At 75.4% G+C, this 22770-nt stretch carries 19 protein-coding genes; 10 read left to right on the top strand and 9 right to left on the bottom strand.

The window, feature by feature from the left end; all coding sequences use genetic code 11:
• Positions 1–2: 2 nt before the first annotated feature.
• Positions 3–479, bottom strand: a complete 477-nt coding sequence (locus tag V6V16_RS14190; RefSeq protein ID WP_334562485.1) for a cold-shock protein — start codon at positions 477–479, stop codon at positions 3–5.
• Positions 480–653: 174 nt separating this feature from the next.
• Between V6V16_RS14190 and V6V16_RS14185 the strand changes: the two genes are divergently transcribed.
• Positions 654–1316, top strand: a complete 663-nt coding sequence (locus V6V16_RS14185) for a 4'-phosphopantetheinyl transferase family protein (RefSeq protein WP_334562484.1) — start codon at positions 654–656, stop codon at positions 1314–1316.
• Here V6V16_RS14185 and V6V16_RS14180 read toward each other — a convergent pair.
• Positions 1313–2722, bottom strand: coding sequence for an acyl-CoA synthetase (locus V6V16_RS14180; protein WP_334562483.1), 1410 nt, complete (start codon positions 2720–2722; stop codon positions 1313–1315). The genes V6V16_RS14185 and V6V16_RS14180 overlap by 4 nt on opposite strands.
• Positions 2723–2959: 237 nt before the next feature.
• Between V6V16_RS14180 and V6V16_RS14175 the strand changes: the two genes are divergently transcribed.
• The 5 genes from V6V16_RS14175 (at position 2960) to V6V16_RS14155 (ending at position 6529) form a co-directional block, all read left to right on the top strand.
• Positions 2960–3634 (top strand): HAD-IA family hydrolase, encoded by a 675-nt coding sequence (locus V6V16_RS14175; protein WP_334562482.1) that lies wholly within the window; start codon positions 2960–2962, stop codon positions 3632–3634.
• Positions 3635–3955: 321 nt separating this feature from the next.
• A complete protein-coding gene (locus V6V16_RS14170) occupies positions 3956–4897 on the top strand; it encodes an ABC transporter ATP-binding protein (RefSeq protein ID WP_334562481.1) in 942 nt (313 codons plus the stop codon).
• Entirely contained in the window at positions 4894–5631 is a 738-nt protein-coding gene (locus V6V16_RS14165) for an ABC transporter permease (protein ID WP_334562480.1), read from the top strand. Before V6V16_RS14170 ends, V6V16_RS14165 begins: the two co-directional genes overlap by 4 nt.
• A gap of 251 nt (positions 5632–5882) precedes the next feature.
• Positions 5883–6128: a DUF5988 family protein gene (locus V6V16_RS14160; protein WP_334562479.1), complete on the top strand. Its 246-nt coding sequence runs from the start codon at positions 5883–5885 to the stop codon at positions 6126–6128.
• 20 nt (positions 6129–6148) lie between these two features.
• Positions 6149–6529 (top strand): VOC family protein, encoded by a 381-nt coding sequence (locus tag V6V16_RS14155; RefSeq protein WP_334562478.1) that lies wholly within the window; start codon positions 6149–6151, stop codon positions 6527–6529.
• Between the two features lie 211 nt (positions 6530–6740).
• Here V6V16_RS14155 and V6V16_RS14150 read toward each other — a convergent pair whose 3' ends face one another.
• The 7 genes from V6V16_RS14150 to V6V16_RS14120 all read right to left on the bottom strand — a co-directional run bounded on the left by V6V16_RS14150 (position 6741) and on the right by V6V16_RS14120 (position 17025).
• Entirely contained in the window at positions 6741–8471 is a 1731-nt protein-coding gene (locus tag V6V16_RS14150) for a hypothetical protein (protein WP_334562477.1), read from the bottom strand.
• A 6-nt stretch (positions 8472–8477) separates the two neighbouring features.
• A complete protein-coding gene (locus V6V16_RS14145) occupies positions 8478–9929 on the bottom strand; it encodes a VWA domain-containing protein (RefSeq protein ID WP_334562476.1) in 1452 nt (483 codons plus the stop codon).
• Between the two features lie 32 nt (positions 9930–9961).
• Complete coding sequence (locus V6V16_RS14140) at positions 9962–12169, bottom strand: serine/threonine-protein kinase (protein WP_334562475.1); 2208 nt, start codon at positions 12167–12169, stop codon at positions 9962–9964.
• Positions 12166–13035 (bottom strand): hypothetical protein, encoded by an 870-nt coding sequence (locus V6V16_RS14135; protein WP_334562474.1) that lies wholly within the window; start codon positions 13033–13035, stop codon positions 12166–12168. The genes V6V16_RS14140 and V6V16_RS14135 overlap by 4 nt, the downstream gene beginning before the upstream one ends.
• A gap of 13 nt (positions 13036–13048) precedes the next feature.
• Positions 13049–14134: a transporter substrate-binding domain-containing protein gene (locus tag V6V16_RS14130; RefSeq protein WP_334562473.1), complete on the bottom strand. Its 1086-nt coding sequence runs from the start codon at positions 14132–14134 to the stop codon at positions 13049–13051.
• Positions 14131–15540: a hypothetical protein gene (locus tag V6V16_RS14125; protein WP_334562472.1), complete on the bottom strand. Its 1410-nt coding sequence runs from the start codon at positions 15538–15540 to the stop codon at positions 14131–14133. The genes V6V16_RS14130 and V6V16_RS14125 overlap by 4 nt, the downstream gene beginning before the upstream one ends.
• A gap of 246 nt (positions 15541–15786) precedes the next feature.
• Positions 15787–17025, bottom strand: coding sequence for a PucR family transcriptional regulator (locus tag V6V16_RS14120; protein ID WP_334562471.1), 1239 nt, complete (start codon positions 17023–17025; stop codon positions 15787–15789).
• 84 nt (positions 17026–17109) lie between these two features.
• On the opposite strand from V6V16_RS14120, the gene V6V16_RS14115 reads away from it, so the two are divergent.
• The 4 genes from V6V16_RS14115 to V6V16_RS14100 all read left to right on the top strand — a co-directional run bounded on the left by V6V16_RS14115 (position 17110) and on the right by V6V16_RS14100 (position 22762).
• On the top strand, positions 17110–18201 hold the full coding sequence (locus tag V6V16_RS14115; protein WP_334562470.1) for a ferredoxin reductase: 1092 nt from the start codon (positions 17110–17112) through the stop codon (positions 18199–18201).
• Positions 18202–18215: 14 nt separating this feature from the next.
• Positions 18216–19358 (top strand): fatty acid desaturase family protein, encoded by a 1143-nt coding sequence (locus V6V16_RS14110; protein WP_334562469.1) that lies wholly within the window; start codon positions 18216–18218, stop codon positions 19356–19358.
• Positions 19359–19613: 255 nt separating this feature from the next.
• The gene (locus V6V16_RS14105; RefSeq protein WP_334562468.1) at positions 19614–20786 is read left to right on the top strand and encodes an alanine--tRNA ligase-related protein; all 1173 of its coding nucleotides are present in this window, start codon (positions 19614–19616) and stop codon (positions 20784–20786) included.
• A gap of 158 nt (positions 20787–20944) precedes the next feature.
• Complete coding sequence (locus tag V6V16_RS14100) at positions 20945–22762, top strand: acyl-CoA dehydrogenase (RefSeq protein WP_334562467.1); 1818 nt, start codon at positions 20945–20947, stop codon at positions 22760–22762.
• The last annotated feature ends 8 nt before the right edge of the window (positions 22763–22770 follow it).

The following is a 22770-nucleotide window of genomic DNA, read 5'->3' as shown; positions in this document are numbered from 1 at the left end:
GGTCAGCCCTCCACCCAGCCGTGCCGTCGGGCCAGGTCCAACATGCGGGCACGTACGGCCACAATCTGCGCCCCGGTCAGATCCGACACGGAGGTCACCAGCGCCTCGGTGGTCTCAGCGTAGAAGGCCCGCTCGGAGAGCACGTCGCACAGGCCCTCGTCGTCCTCGGCCCCGCCGGTGGCCTCTCCGCCGTCCCTGCTGCGGCCGGTGACCGCCACGGCGGCCCGGGAGGGCGCCGCGGCGCCGGCCGTCCCGTTGCGCTCCCCACCCGTCGGAGCGCCGACCACCCGCACCAGCACGGCCTTGGGGCCGCGGTCGGTGCCCACCGCCTCATACTCCACCGCGACGCCGGGCGACAGCGCCCACTTGTCCCCGTCCAGCATGTTCGCGTGCACGAACACGTCGTCGCTGCCGTCGTCCGGGGCGATGAACCCGTAGCCCCGCACCTCGTCGAACCGCACCACCTTGCCAGTGAGCATCGCTTTCCCGCATCCATCCGACCCAGAATCCGCGTGCCCCGCCCGTGGGACCGGGGCCCGCCCCCAGACTGGCAGCCGCCCGCGCGGCCCGGCACCCGTACCCGACCCCTATGGTGCACCGTACCGTCACCGTCGTTACGGCGAGGGCCGCCGCACCGCCTAGCATCGGCGGACGTGATCGAGCAGATCCTGCCCTCCGCCGTGGCGGTGGCCGAGTCCTTCACGGACCCCACCGACCTGACCCTGTTCCCCGAGGAAGAGGCGTTGGTCGCCCGGTCGGTGGAGAAGCGCCGCCGGGAGTTCACCACCGTGCGGCACTGCGCCCGCGTGGCCCTCGGCGAGCTGGGGCTCGCCCCGGTGCCGATCGTCTCCGGGGCCCGGGGCGCCCCGGTCTGGCCGAGCGGGGTGGTCGGCAGCATGACGCACTGCGACGGCTACCGGGCGGCGGTCCTCGGGCGTACGACAGCGTTCGCCACCCTCGGCGTGGACGCCGAGCCGCACGCGCCGCTGCCCGACGGGGTGCTCGACGCGATCGCCCTGCCGGTGGAGCGGGCGCGCACCGCGACGCTGGGCGCGGCCCGGCCCGCCGTCTGCTGGGACCGGCTGCTCTTCAGCGCCAAGGAGTCGGTGTACAAGGCGTGGTTCCCGCTCACCGGCCGGTGGCTGGACTTCTCCGAGGCGGACATAGTCATCGATCCGGCCGGTACCTTCGAGGCCCGGCTGCTGGTGCCCGGCCCGGTGCTCGGCGGGGAACCGGTGACGACCTTCGCCGGCAGGTTCATGGTCGACCGGGGACTGGTGGCCACCGCGATCAGCATCCCGGCCGTCCAGCCCTAGTCCGCCGTCAGCCTGGTCTTCTGCACCTTGCCGAGGGCGTTGCGGGGCAGCGCGTCGACCAGGCGTACCTCGCGCGGGCGCTTGTGCGCGGAGAGGTGCCGGGCCACGAAGTCGATCAGTTCGGCGCCGTCCACCCCGTCGCCCACCACGTACGCGGTGACCTGTTGGCCGAGGTCGGGGTGCGGGGTGCCCACCACGGCGGCCTCGCGCACCCCGGGGTGCGCCAGGAGGGCGTCCTCCACCTCGCCGGCGCCGATCCGGTAACCGCCGCTCTTGATCAGGTCGGTGGACGCCCGGCCGACGATCCGGTGCCAGCCGTCCGGATCCACGGTGGCGACGTCCCCGGTGCGGAACCAGCCGTCCGGGGTGCGGCTCGCCGCGTCGGCATCCTGGCGGTTGAGGTAGCCGTCGAAGAGGGTGGGGCCAACGACCTGGAGCTCGCCCATCGCCGTTCCGTCGGCGGGGAGCACGGCACCGGTGTCGTCGACCAGCCGCGTACGCACCCCGGGCAGCGGCAGCCCGACGGCGCCCGGCCGGCGCGGGCCGTCCGCCCGGGCACTCACCGTGATCAGGGTCTCGGTCATCCCGTACCGCTCGACGACCCGGTGGCCGGTGAGGGTGGCGAGGTCCGCGAAGACGGCCGCCGGCAGCGCCGCGCTACCCGAGACGAGCAGCCGCGCCGGACGCAGCGCCCGCGCCGCGTCCGGGTCGGCGGCGATCCGGGACCACACCGTCGGCACGCCGAAGTACATCGAGCCGCCGGCGGCGGCATAGCGGTCGGGGCGCGGCCGACCGACGTGGTGCAGCCCGCTGCCCAGCCGCAGCGGCCCGAGCACACCGAGTACCAGCCCGTGCACGTGGAACAGCGGCAGCCCGTGGACCAACAGGTCGTCCGGCGTCCAGGCCCAGGCGTCGGCGAGCCCGTCCAGGCAGGCGGCGACCGCGCGGCGGGAGATCACGGCGCCCTTCGGGGCGCCGGTGGTGCCGCTGGTGTAGAGGATCAGCGCGGTGCGCGCCGGGTCGGGCTCGGGGTGGAGGGTGTCCGACCGGCGGGTCAGGTCGATGGGCACGACGGCCCGGCCCGCGCCCTCGGCGGTGCGCGCCGCGCCGGCCGGGACCAGCAGTGCCGTCGATCCCGAGTCACGCAGGACGTGGTCGCGCTCCATCGGCCCGGCGTCCGGCGGGACCGGCACGACCGCCGCTCCGGCGGTCAGCGCGCCGACCACCCCGACCACCGTCTCCAGGGTCGCGGTGGCCTCGATCGCCACCCGGTCGACGCCGCGCAGCTCGTCGGCCACCGCCGCGGCCAGGCGGCGCAGCTCCACCCAGGACACCGCCCGGTCGTCGACCCGGATCGCGTCCGGGCGCTCGTCGGTGCCCGTCGAGAGCCAGCTCAGCAGCGGCATGGTGCGATCCCTCTCCAGCGTCTCGGACCCGGGCCGACCCGGCCGGGCGCGCGCCGGCACCCTGCGACGGGCATCCCGGCGCCGGTAGGGTCGGTCGTGCGCCGGGGGTCCGGGTGGGCGGGTGCGCCGCGCCGGCCGGGCCCGGGACGACGGTCCTGACCGTAGTCGGGGCTCCCCGGGACCTGCCACCCCTACCGACGGGCGCGGGGCGGATCGCACGGGCGGGAGGTGGCACCGGTGGTCGCGGACGCGACGACGTGGACGGCGGTACCCGACGGTGTCCGGGCCGTGGTGCTCGACCTCGACGGGGTGCTGGTCGACAGCCTCGCCGTGGCCAGGGAGGCGTTCGCCCTCGCGTACGCCGAGGTGGTCGGCGACGGCGTGGCTCCGGTCGAGGAGTACTGCCGCCACCCGGGCCGGTACCTGCCGGAGGTGCTGGAGCTGATGGGGCTGCCGGCGACGCTGGCCGGGCCGTTCGTGCGGGAGAGCAACCGCCTCGCGCACCGGGTCACCCCGGTCGACGGGGTGCCGGAGCTGCTCGGCACGTTGCGTCGGCGGGGGATCGGGCTGGCCGTGGCCACCGGCCGCAGCGGAGTCCGGGCCCGGGACCTGCTCGGCCGGCTCGATCTGCTGCCGCTCGTCGACTACGTGGTGGGTTCGGACGAGGTGCCCCGGCCGAAGCCCGCTCCCGACATCGTGCGGCGGGCGCTGCGCCTGCTCGGTGCCCGGCCGGGGCAGGCGCTGATGGTCGGCGACGCGCCGAGCGACCTGGCCAGCGCGCGGGCGGCCGGCGTGGTGGCGGTGGCCGCGCTGTGGGGCGAGTCCGACGAGGCGACCCTGCGCGCCGCCGGGCCGGACGTCGTCCTGACCCGTCTCGACGAACTGCTGTCGATCTGCCCGGCCCGGCGCTGACGGCCCGCGTCGCCAGGCACCCGCGGGACCGCCCGGCGGTGACCGGGCCCGCGTCGACGGACACCCTGCGGTCACCGGCCGGCACCCCTGCCCCCGAGCCGTGTCTCCGGTCGGCACCCCTGTCCTGCGTCGATTTCCGGCCGCCCACCCCGATTCGTCAACTGATCAGTTGATTAGCGCATCGGTTGGCCGGATGATGTCGGGCGTCGGTCGGCCTGGCTCCGGCCGGCACCGGCCCGTTCCCGCAAGCCGACGCCGCGATCAGCCGAGGGGTCCCACCCTTCTCGACGGCAACCCGCACGTGAAGGAGGACCACCCCCCATGCCGGTCATCGAAGTCGATCATCTGCAGAAGCGGTACGGCGAGAAGATCGCGGTCGACGACGTCTCCTTCACGGTGGAACAGGGCGAGATCTTCGGGGTGCTCGGCCCGAACGGGGCCGGCAAGACGACCACCGTCGAGTGCGTGCAGGGCCTGCGTCGGGCCGACGGAGGCACCATCCGGGTGCTCGGGCTGGACCCGGTCCGCGACCGCACCGAGGTGCGCCAGCGCGTGGGAGCCCAGCTCCAGGAGAGCCAGCTGCCGGACAAGATGAAGGTGTGGGAGGCGCTGGACCTGTACCGCTCCTTCTACCGCAAGCGGGCCGACATCGACGAGCTGTTGACGGACCTCGGCCTGGCCGAGCAGCGCAACACCTACTTCCAGAGGCTCTCGGGCGGGCAGAAGCAGCGGTTGTCGGTGGCACTGGCGCTGGTCGGCAGACCGGAGGTCGCCATCCTCGACGAGCTGACCACCGGTCTCGACCCGCAGGGCCGCCGGGACACCTGGGACCTGGTCGAGCGGATCCGCGACCGGGGCGTCACCGTCGTGCTGGTCACCCACTTCATGGAGGAGGCGCAACGCCTCTGCGACCGGCTCGCGATCATCGACAAGGGCCGGGTGGTGGCGATTGACAGCCCCGCCGGCCTGCTCAGCCGGGTCGGCACCGAGCACCGGGTGTACTTCCGTCCCGCCGCGCCGGTCGAGGACGCTGCTCTGCTCGCGGCGCCCGACGTGACGGGGGTGTCCCGCGACGGCGAGGAGGTGACCGTGACCGGCACGGCCGACGTGCTCCAGGCAGTCATGTCCGTGCTCAACGGGCGCGGGATCCACTACACCGCGCTGCGGGTCGAGCAGCCCACCCTCGACGACGCGTTCGTCTCCCTCACCGGCCGCCCGGGTCGGACCGCCGCGCAGTCCCCGACCGACGGGAGGTCGTCGTGAGCGCCCTGTCCAAACTGATCGCCGTGGAGGCGAAGCTGTTCCTCCGGGAACCGGTGTCGTTGTTCTTCGTCTTCGCCCTGCCGATCGGCCTGATGCTCGTCTTCGGGCTGCCGCAGCGCGCCGGTACGGCCGCCGACACGGGGCAGCACGCCGAGCAGACCTTCCTGCCGTCGCTCGCGCTGGCCCTCACCATCGGCATGCTCGCGCTGTTCACCCTGCCGATGGCGCTCGGGATCTACCGGGAGCGCCGGGTGCTGCGCCGCCTGGCGACCACCCCGGTGCAGCCCGGCCTCCTGCTGGTGGCCCAGGTGGTGGTCAACCTCGTGATGGGCGTCCTCGGGGCGGTGGTCACCGCGATCGCCGTACGCTTCCTGCTGGATCAGCCGGCACCGGCCAACGTTCCCGGGTTCGTGCTGGCCTTCCTCCTCGGGGTGGCGTGCCTCTTCGCCGTCGGCCTGCTGATCGCGGCGCTGGCGCCGTCGGCCAGGGCGGCGCAGTCGATCGGGCCCGCGCTGTTCTTCCCGCTGCTCTTCCTGGCCGGCGCCTGGCTGCCGCGCGACCGGATGCCGGCCGCCCTGGCCGCCATCGCCGACTACTCGCCGCTGGGTGCCACTGTGGACACCCTCGGTGCGGCGTGGGCGGGCGCCAACCCCGAGCTGCCGCAGCTGATCGCCCTGGCGGTGACGGCCGTGGTCGGCTCCGCGGCGGCCACCCGGTTCTTCCGCTGGGAGTGAGCTGTCACACCTGTGTGGTCGGCACGGGGAGCATCGTCGCTGCCCAGGGCCATTCCTAGGGGTGGCCTAAGGGTGTTCGGTGAATGTGATCTGGATTACCTTCGGAGCAGAACGGGCGGCCGGTCACCGGACAAGGACGTTCGACCGTGAAGCGTCCGTTCACCCGGCAACGGGTGTCGTCAGGCCTGGTGGACGGGTGCCGCCGCGCGGCGGTTCGTCCGAGGTGTGCGGAATGCGACGGAGGTCGTGCCATGAAGGACGTTTCGCAAGCTGATCCGGTCGCCCGGGACGCCGCCGGCGTCATCGAGGTCGTCCTGGAGGGCGGCCCGGTCGATCTGCCGGCCGACCTGCGTAACCGCCGGGTGGCCAAGGCGGAGGAAAAGATCAAGGTCCTGCACTACGGCGGGTACGAGCACTTCGAGCGGGGCTCCACCCCCGGGGCGCTCGACCTTCCGGTGGTCTTCCGCTGGACCGGTCGGACCCGGATCGCCGAGTAGGGGAAGGGCGCAGCAGTTTCATGAGGGCACAGGACCACCGGCCGGGGCCGCATCTGACGGTCAGCGACACGAACGAGGCCATCGCCTTCTACACGGACGTCTTCGACGCCGTCGCGATCGAACGAGAGTGTCTGCTCGACGGGCGCGTCCTGCACGCCGAGCTGGCCGTCGGCGGCCACCGCCTGACCGTCAGCGAGTGGTACGAGGCGGGTGCGCCGTCGACGGCGGAGGGCCGCGACGACGTGTTGACCATCGAGCGGACGGACCCCGAGTCGGTGCTGCGGCGGGCGGTGGCCGCCGGTGCCCGCGTCGAGACGCCGGCTGATCCGTCGTGCCAGGTGACGCTGCGCGATCCCGCCGGCCTGTGCTGGGCCGTCGTCGGCCCACAGCGGGCGGCGTAGGCGCACAGCGGGGCGGCGTGGGCGCACCTCACGCTGCGGCGGTCCGAGCCGCGTGGAAGGCCCGCGCTCACCGGGCGCGGGCCCTCCCGGCGCCACCGTCGCCCCGCCGCGGCACCAAGGCCGGGCCGGACGGCGCAACCCGGCGCGCCATCCCCGCCGTTCTCCGGCGTCACCGCCCCGGGCGGAACGATGACCGTCGCGTTGCCCGCGGTCATCCCCGCGCCCGGGCCCGCTGGGCGTCGCGGGTGCGTACGGCGAAGAAGAGCGCCGCGGCCCGGCGGACGTCCCCCGGCCGCCGCGGATCCGTGGCGATCTCGTGCAGCAGGTCCCGGTGCGTCCGCTCCGCCGCCAGGGTGGTCAGCAGCGAGAAGCACTCCCGCGCGCCGTCCCGCCCGGCGGCACCCGCCGGGCCTTCGGACCAGTGGGTGAGCAGCGCCGCCAGCACGTCCGCCCGGAACGCGGGCGCGCCGACCCCGGCGGTGCCGGGGGCGGCGAGCAGGTGGCCGGCGGCGATCGCCCCCCGCGGCTGCGTCAGCCGCGCGCGCAGGAAGGCCGGCGCGACGGCGGCCCGACTGATCGCCTGCAACGCGACGAAGCGGGCGGAGCCGGTGTTCATCAGCGTCACCCACTCGTCGGGCCGCCAGTCGCGGGCCAGCGGCCCGGCCGCGAGGTATTCCACCAGGCTGGGCCAGACCGAGGTGAGGCCCTGCCGATCGGCCCGGAAGAGATCGGTGTCGAGCAGCACCTGCCGCACGCGCGCGGGCCAGTCGGGCAGCACCCGCGCCGGGGCAGCGGGGGCGTGGGTGGCCGACCAGTCGACGACCGCCGCCACCGGGTCGCCGCCGGCGACGGCGGCGGTCGCGGCCACCTCGACCAGGTCGGCGTGCCGGGCGCGGAGCCAGTCGGCGGTCGCGCCGCCCCCGGACGGATGGTGCCGCAGCTCCTCGCAGGCGGCGTCGAGGCTGTCCCGACCGCCGCGCAGCAGGGCGCGGACGAACTCGTCGAGCAGGGCGGCCGGGCCCGGCTGCGGCGCCGCGCCCGCCTGCCCGCTCTCCCAGACCAGCACGGCGACGGTGGCGGTGAGCGGGTTGTGCACCGGCCCGGTGATCCGCTGGGCGTGGGTCCAGTCCAGGAACCTGCGGGCGGTGGCGCCGTCGGCGAACCAGCGCGCCGCCAGCAGCGCCACGTCCGCGTCGGTGAAGTGCGCGAGGTGGTACGCCTGGTAGCCGTCGCTCAACACGGCCAGCTCGTCCTCGGCCAGGTGCCGCGTGGTCACCAGCAGCCGCCACGGCCTCGGCTCGGCCGCCCGGTCGCCGGCGCGGGCCAGCTCGGCGAGGCGGTTGAGGACGACGGCCCGCTCGTCGGGGTCGGCGACCGCGTCGAGCGCGTCGACGCAGACCAGCCACCGCCGGCCGGGGGCGGGCGGCTGCTCGACGTCGAGCGGGCCGTCCTCCCGGGGGTACGCCTCGGCGAGCGCGGCGGGCAGCGGCTGGCGTACCAGGGCGGCGGCCGGCAGGCTCACCAGCACCGGCCCGGGCGGGCAGCGCCGTCGCCGGCCGCGCGCGGCGAGCCAGGCCCGCGCCGAGCGGGCGCTCTCGTAGCGGATGAGCGCGGTCTTGCCGCTGCCCGGCTCCCCGATCAGCAGCACGTCGTCGACGCCGGTGAGCAGGTCCGCCGCGTCGACGCCGTCGTTGCTCGGGGCGAGCCGGGGCACCGCGCGGCGCGGCACGTACACCTCCGAGAGCGGCTTGACGTACCCCCCGAAGCGGTGCGGGTGGACGATGCCGGCGTCGACCTCGTCGCGCCACACCGGTCGCAGCGAGGCCCACCACCCGCGGCGGCCCCGCTCCTGGGAGTGGCGCCGCACGGCGACGATCGCGCCGGCGAGCGCCAGCGTGCCGCTGACGACGCCGGCGACCTTGTCGGAGAAGTCCAGGACCATCGGCGCTCAGGGCCGGCCGGCGCCGGGTCGGTCCGGCGTCAGGTGGTGGGCGCCGCAGCCCTCGCAGTACGCGCCGGTCTGCTCCTCGCCGCAGTGCCGCCAGGGCGCCGCCGGCCCGGTCGGCGCGGCCCGCTGCGCGGGCGGCTCCTGTGGGCCCCACCGCGACGTCTGGTGCGCCACGACCAGGGAGGACTGCGTGAGTCGGACGTCGACGTCGGGCTTGAGGCGGACCCGCCCGCCGGCGGCGTCCAGGACGTCCACGACGCGGGCGAGCAGGGCGATGTCGTCGCCACGGCCCGCGGAGTGGGCCAGCGCGACCGCGCGCCCGAGCTGCTCCTCGGCCTCGCCGGCCCGGCCCGCCCGGGCGGCCGCCAGCCCGCGCTGCACGGCCGCCGCGTAGTCCTGCTGCCGGGTGTAGTACGCGACGCTCTCGTTGATCTCGGAGTAGCAGAGCGCGTCCTCGGTCCACTCCACGGTCAGCGGCGCCTCGACCGCCCCGGCGTCGTCGCCGGCGTGGACGCTCAACCAGCCGATCCGCCGGCGCGCCCCCGGAGCCATCGCGTCGACCTCCAGGGCGACGTGGTAGTCCCGCTGGTCGTGCGGGCTCCACGCGCCGACCGGGTAGTCGGTGGTCAGCTCGCCGGCCGGCTCGCCGCGCCCGCTCAGGTCGGCGATCGCCGGGTGCACCTGCTTGACGAAGCGGACCCGGGTCAGCCCGGTGGTGCGGACCCGCAGCCGGACGTCGGCCACCCGTCGGGACATCGCGCGGGCCAGCACCCCGCGAAACTCGTCGGCGAGCCCGGCTAGGTCCTCCACCGGCACGACGGGGTTGGCGCCCAGCGCCTCCGCGATGCCCAGCAGCTCCGCCGCGTCCCAGTCGTGCACGCCGTCGGCGGAGCCGATGGCGCGGCAGTCGACGGTGAACCGGCCCACGCACTCGTCCACCGCCGCCTTCAGGTCGGCGGGGCGCTGGGACTCGTTGCGCCCGTCGGTGAGCAGGACGACGTGCCCGATCGCGTCGGGTCGGGTGCCGAGCAGCCGCCGCGCCAGCAGCAGCCACGTACCGATGGCGGTGCCGCCGTGCGGCGCCAGCTGCCGCACGGCGGCCCGGGCCGCGGCGCGGGTGCTCTCGTCGGCGACCGCCAGTCGCCGGTCGCCGGGGTAGACCATCGTCGCGTGGGCGGTGCCGGAGACCACCGCGAACGCGACCCCGTCGGGCAGCGCGTCGACGGCCGCGGCGGCGGCCTGCCGGGCGGCCCGCATCTTCGCCTGGGGCGCCCCCATGGAGCCGGAGGAGTCGAGCAGGATCACCTCGGCCAGGCCGTCGTGGCGTACGTCGGCGTCGGCCGGTTCCACGCCCCGGACGGTGGCGACCACGTCGAGGACCGCCCCGTCGGCGGGCACGTACTCGGTGTGGTGCACGCTGAGCCGCAGCGGCAGATCGTTGGCGGGGAGCACGGGGGACCTCTTTCCGTCGGGGCCGGCCGGGATCACCACCACGTCACCGGCCGGTACGCGTTGGCCAGCTCGACGAGGGCGATCCGTTCGCGCCGGTCGGCGGTGCGCCGGGCGCGCGAGCGGCACCGGTGCTCGAACGCGCGGCGCAGGGCGTCCTCGTCGAGCGGGTGGCCGAACAACCGCCGCCCGCCGTGCCGCCCCTCGGCCAGGTCGCAGTCGAGCGCGATCCGCAGGATGTGCGCCTCCACCTCCTCGCGTTCGCCGAACGGCGGCAGCTTGTTGACGATCGCGGCGGCGTCCAGCGCGGTGTCGAGCCGGTGCCCGTCGTCCGGCGCGTCGAGCAGGATCCGCACCGCGCGGGTCACCGCCGCCGTCGAGGCGCGGGAGGACTCCGGCACCCGCAGCAGGGCGTCGGCGGCGCTGCGCGCGTCGGCCGTCTCCAGCAGGCAGCGGGCCAGCCCGAACGCCGCGGCCACCACGCCCGGGTCGGTGTCCCAGACCCCCCGGTAGTGGTTCGCGGCCGTCCGTGGGTCGCCGTCGAGTTCGCAGGCCACCGCGTACGCCAGCCGGGTGGAGACCTCGCCGGGCAGCCAGCCGTAGACCTGCTCGAAGCGGCGCCGCGCGGTGCCGGCGTCCCGCCCCACCAGCGCCACCAGGCCGCGGTGCCACCACAGCGACCAGTCCCGCAGCTCCTCGGGGAAGTCGGCGAGCAACGAACCGGCCTCGGCCACCCGCCCGGCGGCGAGGTGGGCGCGGACCGTCCGGTAGGTGACCTGCGCGGTGCGCTCCGGGGCCGTCTTCAACAGCTCGATCAGCTCGGCCGGATCGGCGGTACCGAGGGAGGCGAGGAACCCGGCGGCCGGGTCGGAGCCGTCGACCAGGGGGACGGGCAGGCCGAGCATGATCTCCACGACGTCGAGGGCGTCGCGGTCGGTGTGCAGGGCGAACGCGCACGCGGACGGGCTGAACAGCGTGGAGCGGGTGGGTCGCGGCACGCCGTCGGTCGCCGAGCCGACCTGACGCCGCACGCCCCGTACCTGCTCGCGCATCTCGGCGGCGGAGCCGAACCGGTCGTCGGGTTCGGCGGCGGTGGCGCGGGCCACGAGGCGCAGGAACGGGTCGAGCCGCGCCGGTACGGGCAGCCGCAGCAGGTCCTGCCCCGGCGGGATCCTGGTGACCTCGATGGAGCGGGGCACCAGGGTCAGCGCGGCCAGGGTGCGGCCGAGGGTGTAGAGGTCCGAGCGCACGCTGGGGCCGGCCGGGCCGAGCCGTTCCACCTCGGGGGCCGTGAAGCCGGCGGTGCCCCAGGCCGGGCTGACCCGGTTGTCGATCCGGCGGGCCGCCCCGAAGTCGACCAGCTTGATCGGGTCGGCGGCACCCTGACCGCCGACGCGCATGACGTTCTCGGGCTTCAGGTCGCAGTAGAGCCAGCCCTGGTCGTGCAGGTACTCGAAGGCGTCGAGGATCTGCGCCGCGTAGCCGAGTGCCTGCGCCACGTCCACGGCGGAGGAGCCGCCGTCCGGGCCGGCGGTGCTGCGCGCCTCCTCCAGGGTGCCGCCGTTGACGTACTCCATCACCAGGTAGCCGGCGTCCCGGTCGGACTCGGGCCGCAGCGCGTGGGTGATGGTGACGATCCTCGGGTGGTTGAGCGCGATCAGCGCCTGCCGTTCGGCGACGAACGCCGCGATGGCCTCCCGGTCCTCCGGGTTGCGCTGCCCCTTCAGCACCCGCCAGGCGCCGTCCATGTCCTCGTCGCGGGCGAGGAACACCCAGCCGACCCCGCCGTTGCCCAGGCAGCCCTCGATCCGGTAGCGCCCGGCGCGCAGGTCGCCGTCGGCCAGGGGCGGGGTGAAGGAGTACCGGGTGCCGCAGGCCGGACAGAAGCCGGCCACCCGCGACAGCCGCCGGCGGCAGGTCGCCTCGGCGCAGTAGCGGGAGTGCTCGGGCACGACCGGCTGCGACACCACCGCCGTCAGCGGGTCGTGCGGCCGCGCGGTCGGCAGCACAGCCGGCCGCTCCCACGGCCGCGACGTCGTGCGCGGCGACCACCGCCCGGGGTCCGGATCGCGGACCGGCCCGGCCCCGGCGGCGTCCGCGCCCGCCCCGGCGCCCGCGTACGCGTCTGGTGCTCCGGGGTCGGCCCCCGCCCCGGCGCACTCGTGGCCCCACAGCCGGCAGAACCCGTCCGGGTCGACCGTGCCGGGGCAGTTGCGCTCCGCGCAGCCGCGACCCGCCGTCATCGCGTACCCCCGTTCACAGCCCGCTGGTAGGCCCGTACCGCCCGGCTCGCGTCGGGCACCGTGAAGGCGCCGGGACGCAGCGCGGCCAACGCCTCCCGGTAGGTCCGCTCGACCTCGGGGTCCTCGGCCAGGCCCTCGTCCGCGGCCTTCTGCCGGTACGCCTCCAGCCGCCCCGTCAGCTCCACGTGGCAGCCCCGGCGCAGCCGGCGCCGCGCGGTGTCGGTCCGTTCGACGGCCCTGTCGACCTCGACCTCCAGCGAGCCGTCGTCCCGTCGCGGCGGGACGTCGCCCCGCCACCACTGGCCGCGCCCGGCCACGTCGGCCGCGCCGAGCCGGTCCAGCACCACGTCGACCGAGAGCGGCGCCACGGGATCGGTGCCGTCGCCCAGCCCCTCGGCGGCGGCCTGCGCCGCGAGCTGGCGCAGCCGCTCCACCGAGGAGCGCAGCCGCCGGGCGCGGACCGCCAGCCGGTCCCGGCCGTACGTGTCGACGATCCGGCGGATGCGGGCCACGTGCTCGCGGGCCGCGACCAGGATCTCCTGGACGCTCATCGCCTCCACCCGCACCGGCTCGCCGGTGGCCGCGGTGAACCGGACCTCGCACGGGTCGCCCAGCAGCCGGGCCAGCGCCTCCTCGCCGACGCCCGTCGAACGGCCCACGCCGTCCAGGTCGTCCACGCGCCGGTCCAGGGCCAGCGAGAGGCAGCCGAGCCGGTGCAGCAGGTCCCGGGCCTCCTGGGCGGGCACCGCGGCCGCGCCGCCCGGCTGCCGGAAGGCGTCGGTGACCAGCTGCTGCGTGTCCAGCAGGTGCTCGCAGACCCAGGTGTGGGCGGCCAGGGTGGCGTCGAGGCGCTCCCGCGCGGACATCAGCGCGCCCCCGTCAGTCGGCCGGCCGGGTGGCACCCGGCGCGGGATCGGGGGGCGGCCAGGCCGTCGTCGCCGGCCCGGGCGACGGCATGCCCCGGTCCCGGTGCCCGGCGAGCCACCGGTCGTGGGCCTCCTGCCACACCTTCGCGGTGCCCGGCCGCGCCAGTACGTGGTTGACGAACGCGACCAGTTCCCGGCCGTCGGTCAGGCGGAACGCGAAGGCGTGCGGCTCGTCGGTGAACCAGGTGCAGTTCTCGTCCCGGTGGTACGCGCAGGACCGCCGCTCCGGCCGGGGCGGTTCGGTCACCAGGGTCGTGTCCGGGGCCATCTGGGTGAAGCCCAGCAGGATGTTGTCGTCGGTGCTGACGCCGTCCACCTGGCCCTGACGAAGCATCACCAGGCAGTCGATCGGGTGCGGGGCCTGCACCGGGACCGGTCGCCGGCCGCCCGCGGTGCGGTAGCCGGCGATCATCGCCAGTGAGGTGGTGTTCGCGGCGGCGCAGACCCGCCGGCCGCCGAGCTGCTCGATCCCCGCGAACTCGGGCGTGCCGTCGGCGTGCCTGCGCACCAGCACCGTCTGCCCGGAGTCGAGGTAGTCGTTGGAGAACAACACCCGCCTGGCGCGCTCGCAGGAGGCGGTCAGCGAGGTGGCGACGACGTCGATCTCGCCGTTCTCCAGCATCGTGAAGGCGCCCTGGCCGGGCGGTACCGCCTTGAAGGTGAGCCGGTCGCGCGGTTCGTCGCCGGGCCAGAGGGCGCGGGCCACGGCGAGCATCAGCTCGATGTTGAAGCCCTCGAACCGCTGGGTGCGGGCGTCCCAGTGGCTCATCGTGGCGTCCGACGGGTCGACGCCCGCGACCAGTGCGCCCTTGGCGACGATCCGGCCCGGGGGCGTCGGGGCCGGGGGGAGGCTGCGCCGCACCGGGCAGACCCCGCCGCTCGCGTCGGTGGTCGGCACCGTGGCCACCCCCGGCGGCCGGGGCGGGGGCGGGGAAGTGGGCCCCGCCGGCGCGCCGCACCCGGCCAGGCCCAGCAGGAGCGCGGCGAGCGACGCGGTGCGGCGCCGGGTGCGCGTCGGCGCCCGCCGGGAGGTCCTCACTGGTACTCCAGGTACCGCCGGCGCAGACCGGCGACCACACCGGCGGCGGCGAGCAGGGTGACCCAGGCGGCCCCGCCGCCCAGGTGGCGGCGCGACTCGGGCAGCTCGGCGACCATCCGGGAGACCTCCTCGTTGCGGGTGGTCAGTTCGCTCAGCAGGTGCTCCTCGGCGGCGACGAACGCCCGCCCGGCCGAGCCCTCGGCGAGTACGGTCTCCACCGCGCCGCGGAAGGCGTCCGGCGTCCTGCTCTGCCGGGCCGGCCAGACCGTCCGTTCGAGGGCGGTGCAGTCGATCCGGTCCTTCGCCTCCCCGCCCCCGCCGGGGCCGAGGCAGAGGTCACGGCCGTCGAAGTCCGCCTTGTGTCCGGCCGGGTCGACGCTCGCGCCGAGTCCCAGGTAGACGTCGGCCCGGCCGGCCAGCAGGCTGCCGAGCCGCTGCTGGGTGGCGCTCTGCGCGTCGATCGCCCGTTCCAGTTCGGGGAGCTCCCGTTCGGCGTGCGGCCAGTGCCACCACGACGAGGCCAGCATGGCCAGCACGGCCCCGGTGCACACCGAGGCGAGCAGCAGGCCCGCGTTCAGCCGGCGTCGGGTCCGCCGGCGCAGCCACACCTGCACCGCCACCAGGGCGGCGAGGGTGGCCAGCGGCACCAGGACGGACGCGGCCAGCCAGGGACGGGCGTCGGCGCGGGCGTCGAGCAGCAGCCTGGTGTCGTAGTTCCAGAGGGCCTGCGCCGCGGTGAGCAGCTCGGTGGACATGTAGTGCGACGCCTGGCGCGCGTAGGCCGAGGCGAGCACCGCGCGGGCGGCCGCGTGCTCCGAGCGGATCCCGCCCGTCGCCTGCGCGGCCGGGCAGGGGCTCCGGTTCCCCGGGGCCACCGCGGGGAGCGGGCCCGTCGCCCGCAGGGCGGCGCACACCACCTCCCTGTAGACCCGCAGCCGGGCGGCGATCGTCGCCAGCCGGGTGAGGCGGTCCGGGTCGCCGACGGCGTTGCCCATCGAGTCGGTCAGCGTGCGCTCCACCTCGTGCACGGACGCGTCGTAGGCGGTCACCAGCGAGGCGCGCCGGCTCTCCGCGGGCGGGAGCAGGAACACGGCGCTGGCGGCCACGTCGGCGTCGGCGAGGCCCTGGTAGATCTCCCGCGCGGTGGTGCTGGTGCCCACGGCGGTCGCCGCCGAGCGCTCGCCCAGGGTGGTGGCCGACGCGCGGGACTGGACCGCGACGGACCCGGTGGCGGCGAGCGCGGCGACGAGCACCGCGCCGCCGAGCACGATCAGCGCGGGTGTGCTCCGCAGCGCGCCGCGCAGCCCCTCCGTGCCGCGCAGCCGCCGCGCGCCCCCCGGGCGCAGCGGCCCGGACGCCGGGGTCGAGCGGTCGGCCCCGGGTTCGTCCCCCGTGTGCGACGCCATCCAGGTCCTTCCGCTCGCCGGGGCCCTGCCGGCGGCCTCCTGGCGGAAGGCGTCGCGGGACCGGAGGTGCCCGTCCGTCCCGCCACGTGGCCCGCGACCCGCCTCCCGGGTGGGTCGGCGGCCGGATCGGGTGATCGCGGGGCGGGGAGGAACCAGGGTGACATCTCCGCTCGCCCCGGGGCAGGCGTCTGTCCGGTATCCGACCTCAGCGTGATCGCGCGGACACGCACCGGGTGGGCGGGCCGCTCAGGCCGGCGGCCCGTCGGGCGCGACCCGGGGCGGGAAGGCCAGGGCGAGGGTGAGGTCGAGGACGGTCGCCGGATCGGTCAGGCGCTCGCCGTACAGCTCGCGGAGCTTGCCCATCCGGTAGCGGACCGTCTGCGGGTGCACGAAGAGGCTGGCGGCGACCTCGTCACGCCGGCCCTGGTGCAGCAGCCAGGAGCGCAGCGTCTCGGCGAGGCGGTCGGCGGTGCCGGGCGGCAGCGACGCCAGCGGCGCCAGGACCCGCGCCCGCAGGTCCGCGAGGCCTTCCGGGTCGGTGCTCAGCACCAGCTCGGCGAGGTGCTCCTCGGTGTCCAGGGCCGCTCCGTCCTCGCCGGGGCGCAGGCCGAGCGCGAGGGCCCGCACCGCCCGCTGGTAGGAGGAGGCGACCTGGACCCAGGGCCGGGCCGGGCCGAGCACCGCGCGGCGCCCGTGCAGCACCCGGGCGAGCTGCCGGCGCCGGTCGCCGTGCGTGTCGGGCACCAGCAGCACCGCCAGCTCCTCGCCCGTGCCGGCCGCCGGCGGGTCGTCGCCGCTCTCCAGGGTGTGCGGGTGCAGGCGGGCCAGCGCCGCCCGCAGGTTGGCCCGTGGCAGCAGGACGACGGTGAGGGTGTGCGGCGGCGGCCAGTCGGCCCGCTCGGCGCTGCGCAGCAGCGCCTCCTCGGGCTCGCCGGCGAGCAGCCGCTGGGAGAGCCGCTCCAGGTTGCGCCGCCGGGCCCGCCCGGCGCTGGCCAGTTCGTCGGCGTGGCCGGCGACGCTGGCCGCGGAGAGCTCGTCGATGTACGCGAACATCAGCTCGGCGAACTCGGCGACGGTGGCGGCGGACGACCCGCCCTGCACGGTGGTGGTGGACATCTCCCGCCAGGAGACCCGGGCCCCGACGCGGTACGCGGCGAGCAGGGCGTCCATGCTCCGGCCGGAGCGCGCCTCGCCGCTGCCGAGGGCGTACGCGGCCTCCAGCGCGCCGACGAGCGGGATGCTCGGGTCGCCCCCGTGCGAACGCCCGATGAGCTGGAGGAACGTGCCGAGGGCGAGCTGCACCGCCGTCTCGATCTTCTCGCGCATCTGGCCGGTCAGGGTGCCGGAGTAGCTCGGCACCTCGGCGGTGATGGCGGTGATGGTGCGCTCGGCGAGCAGGGGCAGCCGGTCGTGCAGCTCGCCGGCGACCCGGACGTCCAGTTCGAGGCGTGCCGCGCGGCGGGTGGCCTCCGAGCGCTCCGACACGTTTGTTCCCTCCGCACAAAAAGCCTCGTCCGGTTCACCTTCGTAGGTCAAGATTTTATGCCATTCTGCCGCGACCATCGAATCATGACCACCACCGTCCCGCACCCCTCCGGGAAGGCGGCCCTGCGGGGCCGGATCCTCCGGCTGGCCGCGTCGGTCACCACCCCGCTGCTGCCCGACGACTACCTCGACATGGTCGCCCCGCTGCGCTCCGGCGCCGACCTGCGCGGCCGGATCCTCGACGTGCGTCCCGAGACCGCCGACGCGGCGACGCTGGTGATCCGGCCCGGCCGCGACTGGCGCGGGCACGTCCCCGGGCAGTACGTCCGCCTCGGCGTCGACGTCGACGGCGTACGGCAGTGGCGGGCCTACTCGGTCACCTCGGCCCCGCGGCGCCGCGGCGGGCCGATCTCGATCACCGTGAAGGCGATCCCCGACGGGGTGGTCAGCAACCACCTCGTCCGCCGGGCGCGGCCCGGGACGCTGGTCCGGCTCGACCAGGCCCAGGGCGACTTCGTGCTGCCGGCCCGGCCACCGGCCCGGGTGCTCTTCGTGACCGCGGGCAGCGGCGTCACCCCCGTGATGGGGATGCTGCGCGCCGGCGTGCCGGCCGGCGTCGACGTCGTCGTGGTGCACTCGGCCCCCACCCCGGCCGACGTGATCTTCGGCGCCGAGCTGCGGGACCTCGCCGCGCGGGGCGCGCTCCGGCTGGTCGAGCGGCACACCGCCGTCGACGGCCTGCTCACCGTCGACGAGCTCGACCGGCTCGTCCCCGACCACCTGGACCGGGAGACCTGGGCCTGCGGTCCGGTCGGGCTGCTCGACGCGCTGGAGCAGCACTGGAGCGCCCAGGGGCACGGGGGGCGGCTGCACACCGAGCGGTTCCGGCCCACCGTCATCTCGCCCGGCGAGGGCGGCGCCGTCACCTTCGCCCGCTCGGCGGTGACCGTCGACGCGGACGGCGCCACCCCGCTGCTCGACGCCGGCGAGAGCGCCGGGGTGCTGATGCCGTCGGGCTGCCGGATGGGCATCTGCTTCGGCTGCGTCCTGCCGCTGCGTGAGGGCGCGGTTCGTGACCTGCGTAACGGGGAACTGACCACGGCGGTGCCCGGCGACGGCGTGCTCATCCAGACCTGCGTCTCGGCCGCGGCCGGCGCCTGCGACATCGACCACTGACCGGAGTACCTGACGTGACCATGATCCAGAACAAGCCCGTGAACCCGATCGCCCACCTCACCGCCGAGGACATCGAGATCATCGGCAAGGAGCTCGACGCGATCCGCGACCGGGTGGTCGCCGACCGGGGCGAGCGGGACGCCGCGTACATCCGGCGGGTCATCTCCACGCAGCGCAAGCTGGAGCTGGGCAGCCGCGTGGTGCTGCTCTTCTCCCTCTTCCCGCCGGCCTGGATCGTCGGCACCGCCGGCCTGACGGTGGCGAAGATCCTGGAGAACATGGAGGTCGGCCACAACGTCCTGCACGGCCAGTGGGACTGGATGCGGGACCCGAAGATCCACTCCACCACCTGGGAGTGGGACCACGTCTCGCCGGCCGACCAGTGGAAGCACTCGCACAACGAGCTGCACCACACGTACACGAACGTCCTCGGCAAGGACAACGACCTCGGCTACGGCATCATGCGGGTCGACGAGGACCAGCGCTGGCACCCGTTCCACCTGGGCCAGCCGCTGTGGAACTTCATCAACGCCTGCTTCTTCGAGTACGGCATCGCCGCGTACGACCTGGAGCTGGGCCGCAACCTGCGCGACGGCCGGCACAAGGACCCGCAGTTCCGGGCCCGGGCCCGGGCGGTGGGCCGCAAGATCCGCCGCCAGGTACTCAAGGACTACGTGCTGCACCCACTGCTCTCCGGACCCTCGTTCCTGCACACCCTGGCCGCCACCTTCACCGCCAACCTCCTGCGCAACCTGTGGAGCCACTCGGTGATCATGTGCGGGCACTTCCCGGAGGGCGTGGAGACCTTCTCGAAGCGCTCGATCGAGGGCGAGACCCGCGGCGAGTGGTACCTGCGGCAGATGCTCGGCTCGGCCAACATCAGCGGCAGCCGGCTGATGCACATCATGACCGGCAACCTGTCGTTCCAGATCGAGCACCACCTCTTCCCGGACCTGCCCAGCAACCGCTACCAGGAGATCGCCCCCGAGGTGCGGGCCCTGTTCGACCGGTACGGGCTGAAGTACACCACCGGCTCGCTGCCCCGGCAGGTCCTCTCCGCGTGGACGAAGGTCGTGCGGCTGTCGCTGCCGAACCGGAGGGCGCCCCGCCGGGCCGACGACCGCCCCGCGCCGGCCCTCGCCGCGTCCGGGGCCTGATCCGCCGCCGACGCCGCCGCCCGACGCGAAACGCGCTCGGCGGCGGCGTCGCCGTCCACGTACAGTAGGGGGCATGGAGATCAGGCACTTCTTCGCCGCCGCGGCCGCGCGAGCTTCGCGCTCGTCGGTCGCCGCCGCCTGACCCACCACATCCCGCCGGCGACCGGAAACGGTCCGCCGGCCTCTCCGTCCCGGCAGTCCACCGGCGCCCGGTGGCTGGCCCTTTCCGGTCGTCCACCCGGAGAGGCCACCGCCATGACGTACGACCCGATCAGCCGCACCTTCCTCGACTTCTTCCGCGAGCGCGGCCACGAGCCCGTGCCCGACTGCTCGCTGATCCCGCCGCCGGGCGACCCGGTGCTCTTCACCACCTCCGGGATGCACCCGCTGACCCCCTACCTGGAGGGGCGCCCGCACCCGCTGGGCCGGCGGCTGGTGAACGTGCAGCGCTGCCTGCGCACCACCGACCTGGACGAGGTCGGCGACGCGACCCACCTGACCATGTTCCGGATGCTGGGCTCCTGGTCGCTCGGCGACTACGACCTGCCGCGCAGCCTGCGCTGGGGATACGAGCTGCTGCGCGACGGCTTCGGCATCGCCCACGACCGGCTGCACGTGACGGTCTTCGGCGGCGACGACCGGACCGGCCCCGACGAGCCGTCCCTGCGCGTCTGGGGGGAGCTGGGGCTGCCCGTGGAGCTGACCGCGGAGGAGAACTGGTGGTCCAACGGCCCGACCGGGCCCTGCGGACCCGACACGGAGATCTTCGTCTGGACCGGCGACGGCCCGCCGCGGGGCACCCCGGGCACCGACGACGGGTGGATGGAGGTCTGGAACCACGTGGGGATGCGCTATCACCGGCATCCCGACGGCCGCCTGTCGCCGCTGCGGCAACCCAACGTGGACACCGGGATGGGCCTGGAACGGCTGGAGATCGTGCTGCGCGGGCAGCGCTCGGTCTTCGAGGGCGAGGGGCTGCGCCCCTGGGTGGACGGCGTCCGGGCGACGTGGGGCCCGGGCGACGAGCCGCGGCGCGTGGTCGCCGACCACCTGCGCTCGGGCGTGGTGGTCGTCGGCGACGGCGTACGGCCCTCGAACACCGGCCGCGGCTACGTGTTGCGCCGGCTGCTGCGTCGCTCGCTCACCACCCTCTGGCGCGACGACCCGTCCCGCAGCCTCGCCGATCTGCCCACCGGGCCGGTGCGGCACACCCTCGACGCGTTCCGGCAGCGGGTCACCGCCGAGGAGGTGCGCGACGTGTTCACCGGCGAGGAGCGGCGGTTCCGGGAGCTGCTGCGGCGCGGACGGCCGCTGGTCTCCCGACGCCGCGCGCGCGGGCCGCTGACCGACGACGACTACCGGGACCTGCACGAGACCCACGGGCTGCCCCGCGACTTCGTCGACGGCCTGCTCGGCGACCCGGCCTGAGCCGCGCCTGCCGCGCCCGCCCGTCGCGCCGCGCCCGCCGCGAACCGGGGGCGCGACGGGTGGTGCCCGGCCGGTCCGATCAGTCAGGATGACCTGCGCGAGGGGCGTCGCCGGGCCGCGCCGCGGCAGACGGCGGGCCCACCGGCGGAAGGAGACCCGTGTCGTCCACCCTGCTCTCCCGTCGTGACCTGCGCTTCCTGCTCTACGACTGGCTGGAGGTGACCCGGCTGACCGGGCGGGCACGCTACGCCGAACACTCCCGGGAGACCTTCGACGCCGCGCTGGACCTCGCCGAGCAGGTGGCCGCCGAGCGGTTCGCCCCGCACAACCGGGCCGCCGATCTCGCCGAGCCCACCTTCGACGGTCGCCGGGTGCACACCATCCCGCAGGTCAAGCAGGCCCTCGACGTCTTCGCCGAGACCGGGCTGCTCGGCGCCGGGATGGACGCGTCGGTCGGCGGGATGCAGCTGCCGCACGTCGTGCGTACCGCCTGCTCCGCATTCTTCCAGGCGGCCAACGTGGGCACCTCGGCGTACCCGTTCCTCACGCTCGGCAACGCCAACCTGCTGCTGGCGCACGGCAGCGCCGAGCAGGTCGACACCTGGGTCCGGCCGATGGTGCAGGGGCGGTTCTTCGGCACCATGTGCCTCTCCGAGCCGCAGGCCGGCAGTTCGCTGGCCGACATCACCACCCGCGCCGAGCCGCAGGACGACGGGACGTACCGGCTGCACGGCACCAAGATGTGGATCTCCGGCGGCGACCACGAGCTCTCCGAGAACATCGTCCACCTGGTGCTCGCCCGGATTCCCGGCGGCCCGCCGGGGGTGAAGGGGATCTCGCTCTTCATCGTCCCGAAGGTGCTGCTGACCGACGACGGCGCGCTCGGCGCGCGCAACGACGTCGTCCTGGTCGGCCTCAACCACAAGATGGGCTACCGGGGCACCACCAACACGCTGCTGAACTTCGGCGAGGGCGTGCACCGCCCCGGCGGACGCCCCGGCGCCGTCGGCTACCTGGTCGGCGAGCCGCACCGGGGTCTGGCGCAGATGTTCCACATGATGAACGAGGCCCGGATCGGGGTGGGCGCCGGCGCCACCGCCCTCGGCTACACCGGCTACCTGAAGTCCCTCGCGTACGCCCGCCAGCGACCGCAGGGCCGCCCGGTGGCGGGCAAGGACCCGGCCGCGCCGCAGGTGCCGATCGTGTCCCACCCCGACGTGCGACGGATGCTGCTGGCGCAGAAGAGCTACGTGGAGGGCGCCCTGGCGCTGATCCTCTACTGCGGACGGCTGCTCGACGAGGAGAAGACGGCGCCCGGGGCGGCGGAGCGGGAGCGGGCCCGCCTGCTGCTGGACGTGCTCACCCCGATCGCGAAGAGCTGGCCGTCGCAGTGGTGCCTGGCCGCCAACGACCTGGCCATCCAGGTGCACGGCGGCTACGGCTACACCCGGGACTACGACGTCGAGCAGCACTGGCGGGACAACCGGCTCAACCCGATCCACGAGGGCACCCACGGCATCCAGGCGCTGGACCTGCTGGGCCGCAAGGTGACCATGCGCGGCGGGGCCGGGCTGGCGCTGCTGGTCGAGACGGTCCGGGCCACCGTGGACCGGGCCTGGAAGGTCGGGGGCGAGGCCGCCGAGCTGGCCGCCGCCCTCGGCGCCGCACTGGACCGGGTCGCCCTGGTCACCCGGCGGCTGTGGGACACCGGCGACCCGCAGGTGGCGCTGGCCAACGCCAGCGTCTACCTGGAGGCGGTCGGCCACGTGGTGGTCGCCTGGATGTGGCTGGAGCAGCTGCTGGTCGTCGAGGCGGCCGGCGGCCCGGCCGACGGCCCGGACGCCGACCTGCACGCCGGCAAGCGGCAGGCCGCCCGGTACTTCTTCCGCCACGAGCTGCCCCGCACCGCCGCGCAGTTCGACCTGCTGGAGAGCCTCGACCGGACCACCCTGGAGATGCGCGACGAGTGGTTCTGATCCCCACC

Source organism: Micromonospora sp. CPCC 205561 (assembly GCF_036906775.1).
Lineage (GTDB): Bacteria > Actinomycetota > Actinomycetes > Mycobacteriales > Micromonosporaceae > Micromonospora.
This window is presented reverse-complemented; position numbering and strand designations above follow the sequence as displayed.